The sequence below is a fragment of the Luteimonas sp. R10 genome (genome assembly GCF_045689605.1).
In the GTDB taxonomy this organism is placed as follows: domain Bacteria; phylum Pseudomonadota; class Gammaproteobacteria; order Xanthomonadales; family Xanthomonadaceae; genus Luteimonas.
In genome coordinates this window covers 1,174,342-1,185,965 of record NZ_CP141262.1, presented here as the reverse complement: position 1 = coordinate 1,185,965, position 11,624 = coordinate 1,174,342, and the positions used below count along the sequence as shown (strand labels likewise).

The window sequence follows — 11,624 nt, the reverse complement described above, 5'->3', positions numbered from 1 at the left end:
CCCGACGGATCCGCGATGGCGTCACCCGGCCCGGTCGGACGGCGGCTGGTAGATCTGGATGAGGTTGCCGCAGGTATCGGCGAACACCGCGAGCGTCACCGGCCCGGCTTCGGTCGGCGGCGTCGTGAACTGCACGCCCAGCTGGCGCAGCCGGTCATGCTCGGCGCGCACGTCGTCCACTTCGAAGGCCGTGATCGGGATGCGTTGCTCGAACAACCCTTCCTGATAGGCCTTGCCGACGGGGTTGGCATTCGGTTCCAGGGTCACCTCGGCATCGCCGCCCTCGGGCGATCGCACCGTGATCCACCGGAACGCTCCCACCGGGATGTCTTCGCTCGGGACGAACCCGAGCACCCTGGTGTAGAAATCCAACGCCTTGTCCTGGTCGTCCACGAGCACGCTGGTCAGCTTGATTCTCATCGGATGTTCCGCTGCTGGAGTTGCGGCTGATTGTCGCAAGGCCGCGCCCCACCCGGCTTCTCCGAAATTGCTACCGCGCCTGCCCATCCTGCCCATGCTCGCGCCATCAGGGCCAGGCATCCCGGCTGGTGCTGCGCCGGGTCGCTGCCGGATGCGCGCCGTCGGAACTGCGACGGGGATACGCCGAACCGCCGGCTGAACAAGCTGCTGAAACTGCCCAGGCTGGAGAAGCCGACCTCCAGGCAGATGTCGGTCACCCGTCGCCTGCCGAGCAGCAACATCTCCCGGGCCCGCTCCAGCCGGTGCCGCTGCCGCAACTGGTGCGGCGTCTCCCGAAGACGGCGGCGAAGCGGCGGATGAACTGGTACTGGGAAAGGCCGGCCTCGGCGGCGATGTCCGCCACCGTCCCGGCGCGGGGATCGGTGTCCTGCAGCCGGCGGCGCGCGCGGCACAGGGCCCGGTGTTGTCGAGGTGAGATCATGGTCCGGGCGCGATTGTACGCCGGCGCAGAAAAAGCGGATGCTGCCCCTCGCGGGCGCCAAGGAAACCGGGAAACCTGTGCCGCAGATGGGACCAGTCATATTCAACACGAAGCGTCTGATCGGGCACCACCTTCTGGCGAGCGACGTGCCGGCATTGCATGAGGTCTACGGTGACGCTGACGCGATGCGCTGGGTCGGCGACGGGCAGCCGCTGACCCGCGAGGACTGCAAGAGATGGGTCGAAGTGACCGCGGGAAACTACCGCAGCCGCGGCTACGGGATGTCGGCAATCGTCGAGCATGAAAGCAACCGGGTGGTCGGGTTCTGCGGACTGGTCCATCCGGACAACCAGCCCGAGGCGGAGCTCAAGTACGCCTTCGGTCGATCGAGTTGGGGGCGCGGATACGCCACGGAGGCGGCACGGGCGATGCTGGCCTACGCCCATGGGGTGGTCGGGCTGTCCCGCGTCATTGCCACCGTCTATCCCGAAAACCTGCCTTCGCGGCGCGTTCTGCTGAAGGCGGGCCTGAAACACGCCTCGTCCTTGTCCGCCGGGGACGGGAGGGTGGTCCTGTACTTCGTGTCGGAAGCTGCGACCCATGGCGACGAGACGATGCCTGGGGATGCGATGCGCCGGGGCGCGTGACGCGGATCGGAGCACGGCGATGCCGGACCATGCACGCACGTGTTTTACTAGGTCCATGTCCCGTTCCTCCACCGCCTTCCTGTTCGACCTCGACGGCACCCTGGTCGACAGCGTCTACCAGCACGTGCTCGCCTGGAAGGAGGCGCTGGACGCGGAAGGCGTGGAACTGGCGGTCTGGCGCATCCACCGCAAGATCGGCATGAGCGGCGGCCTGTTCACCAACATCCTGCTGCGCGAGACCGGCCTGGACATCACCGAAGCGCGCCTGGTGCGGCTGCGCGAGCGCCATGCCGACGCGTTCAACCGTCAGGCCGCGCAGGGCGCCATCCGCCCGCTGCCCGGCGCGCGCGAGCTGCTCGCCTACCTGCAGGACGGCGGCATTCCCTGGGCCATCGCCACCAGCGGCCGCATGGCCACCGCCGCCGCCAACCTGGAGGCACTCGGCGTCGATCCGGGCAAGGTGCCCGTCGTCACCCGCGACCAGGTCCGCCACGCCAAGCCCGATCCGGACCTGTTCATCGCCGCCGCCGAACGCCTCGGCGTGGACATCGGCCACTCGCTGGTGGTCGGCGACAGCGTCTGGGACATGCTCGCCGCCCAGCGCGCCCGCGCGCTCGGCGTCGGCCTGCTGTCGGGCGGCTACGGGCTGGAGGAGCTGGAGCGCTCGGGCGCGTTCCGCGTCTACGAAGATCCCGCCGACCTGCTGCGGCACGTGGACGAAGTGGCGGCGCGGGGATAGGCCTTCGGCGCTGCGAAGGCCGCGGAAGTCACGGCGGGATCACCGCCGCCCGCCCATCCTGAGCGCCGTTCCAGACACGAAGGAGATCCCCATGGGCGTTCTGAGGACGTTCGCTTTGGGCGCGATCGGCTATCTCGCATATCGGGCATGGCAACGGCGTCAGGCTGAAACCGCCCCGCCGGCGGTACAAGAGGATGACGGCGGACGCACGCCGCCGCACGGTGATCCGGTGCTGGCCGGTGCGGCGATCGAGGAGGCGCCGGCACCGCGCCCGCCCGCGCATTCGAGCCGCGGGTTCGGGGAGTCCTGAATCCGCAGCGGCGCGGCCACGCGCGTGCTCGGCCCGGATCTGTTCGTCGGAGCGCCGCACGCCTCGGCGCAACCGCCGCCCGCCCCGGTGATCCAGCCCGCGCCCGGAACTCGACCGTCATCCGCCCCGATCGCGCACCCGGGTCGAGCGGCTGCCGGAAACGCGGCGTCCCTGGTTCACGGCTGCGCGCTCGCCTCCAGCGCCGAGCGCGCAGCCACCTCGTAGCCGTGGCGGACCTGCTCCATGCGCTCGGCAAGATCGTCGGCCGGATACCAGCGGCCGTCGGCCATCACGCCCATGGGCCGGGACAGCGGAGCCAGGTCGTCGAGCGGGTTGGCCGCGACCAGCAGCAGGTCGGCCCGGGCGCCCTCGGCCACGATCCCGAACGGCGGCAGGTCCGGCCGGTGGCGGCGGATGAATTCTCCCGGCACGCGGGTGGCGGTGGCGAGCGCGTCGTAGCGGCTCAGGCCCGCCCCGGCCAGCGCCTCGAGGTTGCGGTGCAGCGCGAAGCCTGCCACCAACCCCGGAATGTCCTGCGCATCGGTGCCCGAGAGCAGCGGCACGCCGGCATCGTTCATCGCGCGCACGAACCGCGACAGGAACGCCACCCGCCGGTCCAGGCTGCCCTCGCGCCGCGCGTAGCCTTGTGCCAGCCACGACACGCGGAACGCGGGTGGCAAGTAGCGCGCTTCCGGGCTGCGCAGGTAGCCATCCACCACCTCCGGTCGCCCCCACTGCGCCGCGATCGCCTGTTAGGTGGCCAGGTCCGCCACCACCGGGGTGCCGTGCCGGCGCAGCAAGCCGACGGCCTCCGCGATCTGCTCCGGATCGGGCGCGGCGTTCGGATCGCCTTCCGGAGATGGCGCAAAGAACGTGTAAAAAAATTCCTCCGCATGCGCCACCATCGCCTGCCCCGCCTCAATCTGCCGGCGCAGCCCCACCGCGGACACGCCGTGGCCGACCACGGGGACGCCGGCCGCGTCCGCCGCATCCATCAGCGCCGCGAAGGCCTCGGGCGATAGATTGTTGTAGACCTTGAGGAAATCGTAGCCGTTGGCCTTCGCCATGCGCACCGTGGCGCGCGCGTCGTCGGCATCGGCCACCACCAGGTGGCCGTAGCGCGGCGAGCCGTCCACCGCCAGCGCCGCGAAGGCGCGCGGCCCGGCCTGCTCTCCGTTCGCCACCGCCGCACGCATCCGCCCGACGAAGCTGTTGCGGGCCTCGCCCATGTGCAGCGTGGTGGTCACGCCCAGCCCGAGCAGCACCGTCAGGTCCTGACGGCTGTCGAGGTGGTTGTGCATGTCGGCAAGGCCCGGCAGCAACCAGGCCTCGCCGCCGCCGTCGACCACCCGCGCGCCGTCCGGCACCGGCAGCGCGGGACCGATCGCGACGATGGCGCCGTCTTCCACCAGCACGGTCTGGCCGGCCAGCACGCGCTCGCGATCCATCGGCACCACGTGGACGTCGACGAAGGCGGTAGTGGCCCGCGCTGGCACCGCCGTGGACTGCGCCAGCGCCATGCCGGCGGGGGCGAGGCTACAGGCGAGCAGAAGGCCCGATAGCAAATGCCGCATCGCATTTCTCCTCGATCACAGCGTGCATTGTCGGCCGCCAGCGCGGACGCGGGCATTCCCGAAAGTCACGGATGGTCGCCGGCAGCCGTCTGGCCGGGCGCTGGACCGCGAAAAGCCCTGAAGTGCACACCCGCGCGCGGCACCAACGCGGCGCAACGTGGATGCCCGCGCTACTTCAGCCGCTCCAGCCGCCCCTTGCGGCGGACGATGTTTTTGTAGTCCCACTGGATCGCCCGCGCCTTGCCCAGCCAGCGCGCGAGGTCCGCGACATCGACCTGCCCGACCGCGGTGTAGCGCGCCTCGGCCGCCCTGAACTTGCCCTCCTTGGCCAACCCGCGCTCTTCGAACGACTGGCCGCTCCAGAACAGGAGCCGCACGCAGTGCTTCAGCTTGCTGTAGCCGACCACCGGGTTGCCGTCCAGGAACCACACCGGATGCGCATGCCAGATCCGGTTCTCCGCCTCGGGCAGGTGGCGGTCGATTTCGCGCGCCAGCAGATCGCAGATCTCGCGATCGGCGGGGGACAGGGATCGGTTGTACTGGTCGGTGTCCGGATGCATGTCGGTCCTCCCGGTCGCGTGGCGGCAGACGATGGCTTTTGTACATGCACACGTGCACCCGAGCCAACTGAACGCGCGTGCACCGGCACCTCGCCGGCCGGGTGCCATGGCCGATTCCGGCGAGCATCGCCCGCGCCCGCTCCGCAGACTGTCCGCATCCCCACCGGAGAAGCAGACATGGCAGGACAGGCACTGGCCGGAAGAACGGCGATCATCACCGGCGCAAGTTCCGGCATCGGCCGCGCGGCGGCGTTGCTGTTCGCGCGCGAGGGGGCGCGGCTGGTCATGGGTGCCCGGCGCAGCGATGCGCTCGCACAGCTGGTCGAGGAGATCGAACGGGCCGGCGGCGAGGCGATCGCCTGCGCCGGCGACGTGCGCGACGAGGCCTACGCCGACACCCTGGCGGACACCGCCCTGGCGCGCTTCGGCAGGCTCGATGTCGCCTTCAACAATGCCGGCAGCACCGGTGCGACGGGCCCGACCATCGACATGACGCTGGCGGACTGGCGCGACACCCTCGACACCAACCTGACCGGCATGTTCCTCGGCGCACGGCGGCAGATGGCGGCGATGCTGGACGCCGGCCGCGGTTCGATCATCTTCACCTCGACCTTCGTCGGCCACACCGTCGGCATGCCCGGCATGGCCGCCTACGCCGCGGCCAAGGCCGGCGTGATCGGCCTGACCCAGGTGCTCGCCGCCGAGGCCGGCCCGCGTGGCGTACGCGTCAACGCCCTGCTGCCCGGCGGCACCGACACCCCGGGCGCGCGCGATTTCACCGAGAACCCGGAGTCGCGCGCGTTCGTCGAAGGCATGCACGCGCTCAAGCGCATCGCCGACCCGGCGGAGATCGCCGAGGCGGCGCTGTTCCTCGCCTCCGACGCCGCCAGCTTCGTCACCGGCAGCGCGATGCGCGTGGACGGCGGGATTTCGATCAACCGGACCTAGGGGTCGCACGCATCCGCTACGCTGGCGGCGTGCGGTCGAATACCGAGCCGGCGTCGCGACTGCCGTCGCTCCCACGGGCACTGCGGGCAGCGGCTTGCCGTCGCGGGCCGTTCGACGTTCTAGATGTGCAGCGACGCCGGACTCAAGGCCCGCACTGCCAACGCCCCTCGAACGTGCGGCTCGCGCCATCGGCGCGCTGATAGGTCAGCGTCGCAGGGCGCGGCGGCGACTCGCCCCCGCCGATCGCGGTACCGGTCTCGACGATGTGGATCGTCTTGCCCTGTCCGGTGAACGTGGGGTTCTTCGTCATGCCGTCGAAGCCGCCAGGTGCGCGAACGGCCTCCACGTAGCCCGAGACCTTCACGATGCCCTGCGCTGGATCGTCCGACGCCACCACACCCGTGGCCTGCAGGATCGTCTGCGCGTCCCCGGTGGAGAAACTGCACGCGAGTTCGCCCCCAAGGCCCGCACCCGCCACGTCGCTTTCGGTCAGCGCATCGAGCTGGATCTCCGACCCGTCACCGCCGACCGTGCCACCCGCAGCGGCATGCGTGGGCGCGGCCTCTTCCTGCGTGGCGTCCGCCACGGCCGCCGGTGCCGGGGCGGGTGCCGGTGCTTCGGCAGCGGCCTGCGTGTCGTCGCCGGCAGGCGCGCACGCAGCCAGCAAACCGCCCGAGACCAGGGCGATGGCGGCCGCCTTCGCGATGGACCTGGGTTCGAGAGCTACCGATTTCCTGGCGAGCATGGAGGACCTCGTGCGTTGCGGCCGCCTCACGACATCGGCGGCCAGGGACGCCGATGATGGCGGCGGACGCCTTCGAGATTCGTGAAGCGAACAGCATCGGCCATCCAATTACTTCGCCCTGCCGGCTGGCGGGGCCGGAGCCCGGCGGATATGCAGGCGCGATCGCAAGTGGTAGTTTTGAGATTGAGACCCGGCCTGGCAGCGAGATCGCAATGCATAACTTCAAAAGGAACTGGACGGGACTGCTCCTCGTGGCATGTTTCGTGGCCGCTCCGGCCGCCCTCGCCAACGACGATACGCAATCCGCAGCGGGCATCCTCCAGCAGCAACGGGACATCAGGCAGGACATCCTGGCCAAGGAGCGCGGGTGGGATGCCATAGACGCATCCAAGCGCGACCAGGTGATCGCGCGGCAGGACAAGGTATTCGACCGCTTGGCCGATGTCGGGACGCTGGACGAGCTGAACCCGACCGAGATCACCGAGCTGTCCAACGACCTCGAATGGATCCGCTCCATCGCGATGGATGCGGAAAACGAGCGAATGGTCTGCACGCGCGAGAAAAAGACGGGAACCAATCGCGTGCAGCGCGTCTGCCGCACGGCAGGGCAGATCGCGCGGGAGCAGGCACAGGCCAGCGAAGAATGGCAACGGCTGCAGTCGCACAATCCGGCTCCTCCCCCGGAAACCCCGTAAACCCCGGCCGCCGGCGCGCCACGCGATTCGGGGAATGGCGATCCCGATCGCCCCTCCGGGCGGAACTCGTCCATGCCCTCGGGGCGGGCGCCCGGGACGATGGATTGCAACGCTTCTCGGCAATCCCACCCGGGGCCGCGCGCCCTTGTGGCGTACAACGGCTCGCGGGAACCGGCTTCCAGCCCGCGACAGGCGTGATCGGGACGGCGATGCGCGTGATCGGCGCTCGGGACCTCAAGCCTGGCCGCTTCTCCACGAACGAGGGGCGTCGGTCAAAGTGCCATCAGCTCCAGGTATCGGAACGCTTCCACACTACCGACATCCGCTCTTCGTCAGGCATCACACCGGTTTGCTCGCGGCAACATAGGCAGCTTCCTCTCAGCAGGCCGTTCTGGCCCTGTATTCAAGGCCGAGTCGTTCCAGATACTGCCTACCGCCCACGTCCTTCGGATCGATCCACCCGCGGCAGCCGGTCTGGCATCGGCGACGAGTTCCCGCGGCGCGCCGCAACCCGGTCGACCGGTGCACGCTGTTCTCCATGCCGTTCATCCAACTATTCGGCTTCCCGTCACGAGCTGGTACGGCATGGGATTCAGCCCCAACGCAGGCTGACAGTTGCCGACCAAACAAGATTCACGGCTTCGGCAATGGCTCATCTGCATACACGGCAACATGCGGGACACCGTCCTCGCCAATCCAGCCTCTATACATGCCCTCGGTATTGATCGGAAACGCAACGTTCCCAGCGGCGTCCAATGCGATTACGCCGCCATTACCGCCGAGTTTTGGAATCCGGCGATTGATAACATCTTCCGATGCGTGAGCGAGGCTGTCCCCAGCAAGGCGAACGCGCGCACAGATCTCATGTGCGGCACCGACGCGAATGTAGTACTCCCCCCAACCAGTGCTCGATACCGCACAACGATCGTCTGCCCACGTACCGGCACCAATGATCGGCGAGTCACCAACACGACCGTAGCGCTTGTTGTTCATGCCGCCTGTCGATGTGCCGGCGGCGAGATGGCCTTGTGCGTCGAGCGCGACCGCGCCGACAGTGCCGAAGTATGCCTTGCCTGGAAGCTCAAGCGTCTCGTTTCGCGCCTGGACATCCGCTTCAGCCTTGATCGCTTTCTGCAACGCTCGCCAGCGCTTTTCGGTGTGGAAGTACGACGGTTCGACCAATTCGAGACCCTGGTCCTTCGCAAAGGTATCGGCACCTTCACCAATCATCATCACGTACCGCGACTTCTCCATGATGGTACGCGCCAGCAGAATCGGATTCTTCACGCGGCTCACGCCTGCCGCCGCTCCGACCCTGCTGGTAGCGCCATCCATGATCGAAGTATCGAGTTCGTTCCTGCCGAAGTGGTTGAACACAGCTCCACGGGCTGCGTTGAAATGTGGCGCATCCTCTAGCACCGCAATCGCCGCGGTCACCGCCTCGAGAGCGGGCTTTCCAGCCTCGAGCTGGGCATGGCCGGCGAGCAGCGCAGCGGCAAGCGCTTCGCGCGCTGCAGCCTCTTCCCCCGGCATGAGACCGGCGCGCTCGACGCCGGCACCACCATGGATCGCAAGCATCGGAGTGTTCAGCGCAACCAGAACGCCGTCGCGTACAGCATAGTTGCGCTCGAAGCTAGGCTGGTCGACACGGCCGCCTGGCAAGTACAGCACCGAGTCCGTGCCCACACCAATCGTCTCGACGCGCGCAAGGTTCATCGCCTTGCGGTCCTGTTGCTTCTGGGTGAACCCCCCGCGAACCACGGTCACACCTGCACCCGGAACAGTGGCGTACACGCGGGCAGCGCCATCGGCTCCGATTGCCAGCGCGGCCTCCTCGTCCACGCCGAGGCCAAGCACCGGACGCCCGCCGGGCAATGTCTCTGTCTTGGCGACGTGGGCGATCAGCCGGCCGAGACGGTCGCGCTCGTGGAAATGGGTGTCGGTGATCACCCCGGCCAAGGATTCGATGTGCAGGAAACCTGTTTCGATGGTGTTTTCACGCCCGAGCGGATCGGACAGCGCGCGCATGCTGATCTGACTGCCGCCGTCCATCGCGCCATAGAGGAACTCGCCGAGAATGGCCATCCCCGCACTGTTGCCGGCCAGCGGCTTTCCCGCCTTCACGTGCGCATCCAGTGCTTCGGCCACCGGCGTGTCCCTCCAGAAACGCACGTAGCGCGACTGGTGCCCGCCTGCGATGAAGATGCCGTCCGCCTTGCGCAGGCTGGCTAGCAGCTTCGGATCCGCCGATTGCGCGCGATCCGAGAGTACGAACGTCTCGACCGACGCGACCCCGCCGATCTCGTCGTGAAGCAGCTCGCCGATCTCCCCGGCCCGCGTCGCACGCAGCACCACGATGTGGCCGCGACCAGCCTTGTCGAGAAACCAACGCAGCGCGTCGTGGTTGCGAACGTTGCCCCCCATGAGAAGCAATCCCGGGGCTGCCTTTCCCGGCGCCTGAGACGATGGATCACCTACAACGTAATGCGCATAGTCCGAGGCGAGCACGAAACTGTGCCCGAAGAAGAACAGCAATGTACTCAGAATAGTTAATCCAATACGCCGTCGCATCATCATATCCTCCGGCCCGCCATACGGGCCTCCCCTTCATGAAGACGAACTACAACCACTTCCGTGCCAGTCGGTACGCGGCCGACGCGGACTCATCTCTACGCCCCATCAAATGAACCGCCAGCGCCGACGGAACTATCGGGCTTCGAGTACCGCGTGCCCTTACCAGGGCCAGCTGATGCTGATACCGATGCCAGCGACGACCGCCTTCTGGTGAACCAGTCGCGAGACAACGATGTCCTGTACTGCCAACCCAGTCATGTCGAACACGGTGATGTCGGCAGGCTCGCGAGCCATTGCCGTTGTGCCGGCAAGCAGTTCACCCAGCTCCTCGCAAGCCACCGGCCCAGACGCCCACTGAGCTTCACCAAGCTGAAGTGCCTGCTGCCTGTCGTCGACGAAAAGTCGCGCTCTCTCCAGCAAACCAGGCGGTAGCTCTCGTTTTCCGCGAGTGTCGGTGCCAACGCAGTTGATATGCGTCCCGGGTCCGACAGCGTCGGCGCTGAACAGCGGCCCACCGCCAGGAGTCGCCGTGATGACGATGTCACTGTGCGCCACGGCGTCATCCGGATCAGCGGCACACTGGAGATCGCAGTTCATCGCGAACCCGGATTCGAACTCCTGATCAGGCTTTTGGTCCACTGAAAAGTAGCGGACGCAGCGTATCCCGGGCAGCATGCGGAGAGCAAAACTCAGCTGGGAGCGTGCCTGCACCCCGGTTCCGAACACCGTCAGAACTTCGCTGCCAGGCCGGGCCAGGGCTTGGAGGCCCAATGCACCCGCCGCACCGGTTCGTACTGTCGTTATTGCATTGCCGTCGATGACGCAATGCGGCCGACCCGTCTCCGGGTCGAACAGCAGGATGGTGGCTTGATGGGGTTCGCCACCGTGTTGTCGGTTTCCGGGCCAGAAGCCTGCCGCCTTGAAGCCCAGCAGCGTTTGACTGGGCACCTCGCCCGCCTTGATGCCGAAGATGCCACCTGTGGACAGCGTTTCTCGAATCACGGGATAAGTGACGCCCTCGCGTGAACTATGCAGTTCGAAGGCTTCACGCACGGCCTGCAGCACTTCGTCCGGGTCGAGCAATGCGTCTACTGTATCCTTGTCTAGAAGCAGTAGCCTCGCATCACTTCGCATAGCTGTAGACCGAAGCCCTGGAAACTCCAAGATGCGCAGCCACGACATTCATTGCGCGACGTACGTCCAGCAACCCGGCGGTCTTCAGTTCCTTTACCAGGATCCGGCGATCCTCTGCCTTGAGTGCGCGCGCAGTGGTCGCCATACTTGCGGCAAACTGGTCGATCCTCGATCGGATCGCCTCGGCCCCGACCGGATCCAGCGTTTCCGACGCGGCCGGTTTCGTCCCGATGGACACGAACTGGCTCAGCATCCCCTGGAATCCTTGGAACACCGTCAAGTCGATATTCATGCATAGTGCCGCGACATAGCGGCCATTTGAGTCTTTGATGCCGATCGACGTGCTCTTGACCTGACGTCCATCGGAAAACCTGTTCGGATAGTTGGCGATGATCTGATCGAATTCCGGATCCATGATGCGGGCCAGACCGAGCTCTGTTGCGGGATCGCCGACTTCACGACCTGACAGGTTGTTGTGGATCGCCAGCACGGCGTGCGCGGGATCCAAAAGATCATGCACCACCACTTCGCAAAATGGCGCGAACGTTTTGGCGAGCCCGTCCGCGATCTCCTTGACCTGCCCAAGCAGCAATTTCTGTTCGGGAGTGCGTCGTTTCATGAGCCTTCCATCATTCCGATGCTTCTGTCAATTTTGTCTTGATTCTGGACACAATGTCAATGTCATTGGCGTTGCGATTGTTTGACACTCCTTAGCCTTGCGCGATACGCCTGAGTCCCTCGCCTGTCCAAAGCCCCAGCCTAGGCGCCTGAAGGTTGTACCGGCGGCACTGGTCGTC

Annotated in this window: 15 protein-coding genes and 1 pseudogene; 5 read left to right on the top strand and 11 right to left on the bottom strand. The window is 67.0% G+C overall.

The features are described from left to right. Positions 1-21 precede the first annotated feature (21 nt). The 3 genes from U3649_RS05005 to U3649_RS04995 are packed head-to-tail and all read right to left on the bottom strand — an operon-like array spanning position 22 to position 901. Positions 22-420, bottom strand: a complete 399-nt coding sequence (locus U3649_RS05005; RefSeq protein ID WP_407353779.1) for a VOC family protein — start codon at positions 418-420, stop codon at positions 22-24. Then, positions 417-737 carry a helix-turn-helix domain-containing protein gene (locus U3649_RS05000; RefSeq protein ID WP_407353778.1) on the bottom strand — a complete coding sequence of 107 codons (321 nt, stop codon included), beginning with the start codon at positions 735-737 and terminating at the stop codon, positions 417-419. The genes U3649_RS05005 and U3649_RS05000 overlap by 4 nt, the downstream gene beginning before the upstream one ends. Beyond that, positions 674-901: a helix-turn-helix transcriptional regulator gene (locus U3649_RS04995; RefSeq protein ID WP_407354685.1), complete on the bottom strand. Its 228-nt coding sequence runs from the start codon at positions 899-901 to the stop codon at positions 674-676. The genes U3649_RS05000 and U3649_RS04995 overlap by 64 nt, the downstream gene beginning before the upstream one ends. A gap of 38 nt (positions 902-939) precedes the next feature. Between U3649_RS04995 and U3649_RS04990 the strand changes: the two genes are divergently transcribed. From U3649_RS04990 to U3649_RS04980, 3 genes are all read left to right on the top strand, one after another. Further along, the gene (locus U3649_RS04990; protein WP_407353777.1) at positions 940-1,548 is read left to right on the top strand and encodes a GNAT family N-acetyltransferase; all 609 of its coding nucleotides are present in this window, start codon (positions 940-942) and stop codon (positions 1,546-1,548) included. Positions 1,549-1,603: 55 nt separating this feature from the next. Then, complete coding sequence (locus tag U3649_RS04985; RefSeq protein WP_407353776.1) at positions 1,604-2,287, top strand: HAD family hydrolase; 684 nt, start codon at positions 1,604-1,606, stop codon at positions 2,285-2,287. A 91-nt stretch (positions 2,288-2,378) separates the two neighbouring features. Further along, the gene (locus U3649_RS04980; protein WP_407353775.1) at positions 2,379-2,597 is read left to right on the top strand and encodes a hypothetical protein; all 219 of its coding nucleotides are present in this window, start codon (positions 2,379-2,381) and stop codon (positions 2,595-2,597) included. A gap of 176 nt (positions 2,598-2,773) precedes the next feature. Here U3649_RS04980 and U3649_RS04975 read toward each other — a convergent pair whose 3' ends face one another. From U3649_RS04975 to U3649_RS04965, 3 genes are all read right to left on the bottom strand, one after another. Then, positions 2,774-3,313, bottom strand: coding sequence for a hypothetical protein (locus U3649_RS04975; protein ID WP_407353774.1), 540 nt, complete (start codon positions 3,311-3,313; stop codon positions 2,774-2,776). Positions 3,314-3,349: 36 nt separating this feature from the next. Beyond that, complete coding sequence (locus U3649_RS04970) at positions 3,350-4,171, bottom strand: hypothetical protein (protein ID WP_407353773.1); 822 nt, start codon at positions 4,169-4,171, stop codon at positions 3,350-3,352. A gap of 170 nt (positions 4,172-4,341) precedes the next feature. Beyond that, entirely contained in the window at positions 4,342-4,731 is a 390-nt protein-coding gene (locus U3649_RS04965; RefSeq protein ID WP_407353772.1) for a DUF1801 domain-containing protein, read from the bottom strand. Between the two features lie 177 nt (positions 4,732-4,908). Between U3649_RS04965 and U3649_RS04960 the strand changes: the two genes are divergently transcribed. Further along, positions 4,909-5,679: an SDR family oxidoreductase gene (locus tag U3649_RS04960; protein ID WP_407353771.1), complete on the top strand. Its 771-nt coding sequence runs from the start codon at positions 4,909-4,911 to the stop codon at positions 5,677-5,679. A 142-nt stretch (positions 5,680-5,821) separates the two neighbouring features. On the opposite strand, the gene U3649_RS04955 is transcribed toward U3649_RS04960, so the two are convergent. Then, a complete protein-coding gene (locus tag U3649_RS04955; RefSeq protein ID WP_407353770.1) occupies positions 5,822-6,424 on the bottom strand; it encodes a hypothetical protein in 603 nt (200 codons plus the stop codon). A gap of 56 nt (positions 6,425-6,480) precedes the next feature. Between U3649_RS04955 and U3649_RS04950 the strand changes: the two genes are divergently transcribed. Beyond that, entirely contained in the window at positions 6,481-7,119 is a 639-nt protein-coding gene (locus tag U3649_RS04950; protein ID WP_407353769.1) for a hypothetical protein, read from the top strand. Positions 7,120-7,752: 633 nt separating this feature from the next. On the opposite strand, the gene U3649_RS04945 is transcribed toward U3649_RS04950, so the two are convergent. The 4 genes and pseudogenes from U3649_RS04945 to U3649_RS04930 all read right to left on the bottom strand — a co-directional run bounded on the left by U3649_RS04945 (position 7,753) and on the right by U3649_RS04930 (position 11,446). After that, positions 7,753-8,697: an isoaspartyl peptidase/L-asparaginase family protein gene (locus U3649_RS04945; protein WP_407354545.1), complete on the bottom strand. Its 945-nt coding sequence runs from the start codon at positions 8,695-8,697 to the stop codon at positions 7,753-7,755. Positions 8,698-9,198: 501 nt separating this feature from the next. Continuing rightward, positions 9,199-9,543: pseudogene (locus U3649_RS04940) on the bottom strand (Type 1 glutamine amidotransferase-like domain-containing protein); the annotation flags it as partial. Positions 9,544-9,852: 309 nt separating this feature from the next. Then, a complete protein-coding gene (locus U3649_RS04935) occupies positions 9,853-10,776 on the bottom strand; it encodes an ornithine cyclodeaminase family protein (RefSeq protein ID WP_407353768.1) in 924 nt (307 codons plus the stop codon). Between the two features lie 40 nt (positions 10,777-10,816). Continuing rightward, positions 10,817-11,446 (bottom strand): transcriptional regulator, encoded by a 630-nt coding sequence (locus tag U3649_RS04930; protein WP_407353767.1) that lies wholly within the window; start codon positions 11,444-11,446, stop codon positions 10,817-10,819. Between the last annotated feature and the right edge of the window lie 178 nt (positions 11,447-11,624).

Excerpts from the sequence above, each read along its gene's own strand:
- U3649_RS05005 (WP_407353779.1), bottom strand. The coding sequence starts at position 420 with ATGAGAATCAAGCTGACCAGCGTGCTCGTGGACGACCAGGACAAGGCG.
- U3649_RS04995 (WP_407354685.1), bottom strand. The coding sequence starts at position 901 with ATGATCTCACCTCGACAACACCGGGCCCTGTGCCGCGCGCGCCGCCGG.
- U3649_RS04990 (WP_407353777.1), top strand. The coding sequence starts at position 940 with ATGCTGCCCCTCGCGGGCGCCAAGGAAACCGGGAAACCTGTGCCGCAG.
- U3649_RS04985 (WP_407353776.1), top strand. The coding sequence starts at position 1,604 with ATGTCCCGTTCCTCCACCGCCTTCCTGTTCGACCTCGACGGCACCCTG.
- U3649_RS04980 (WP_407353775.1), top strand. The coding sequence starts at position 2,379 with ATGGGCGTTCTGAGGACGTTCGCTTTGGGCGCGATCGGCTATCTCGCA.
- U3649_RS04970 (WP_407353773.1), bottom strand. The coding sequence starts at position 4,171 with ATGCGGCATTTGCTATCGGGCCTTCTGCTCGCCTGTAGCCTCGCCCCC.
- U3649_RS04965 (WP_407353772.1), bottom strand. The coding sequence starts at position 4,731 with ATGCATCCGGACACCGACCAGTACAACCGATCCCTGTCCCCCGCCGAT.
- U3649_RS04960 (WP_407353771.1), top strand. The coding sequence starts at position 4,909 with ATGGCAGGACAGGCACTGGCCGGAAGAACGGCGATCATCACCGGCGCA.
- U3649_RS04955 (WP_407353770.1), bottom strand. The coding sequence starts at position 6,424 with ATGCTCGCCAGGAAATCGGTAGCTCTCGAACCCAGGTCCATCGCGAAG.
- U3649_RS04950 (WP_407353769.1), top strand. The coding sequence starts at position 6,481 with ATGGCGGCGGACGCCTTCGAGATTCGTGAAGCGAACAGCATCGGCCAT.
- U3649_RS04945 (WP_407354545.1), bottom strand. The coding sequence starts at position 8,697 with ATGCTTGCGATCCATGGTGGTGCCGGCGTCGAGCGCGCCGGTCTCATG.
- U3649_RS04930 (WP_407353767.1), bottom strand. The coding sequence starts at position 11,446 with ATGAAACGACGCACTCCCGAACAGAAATTGCTGCTTGGGCAGGTCAAG.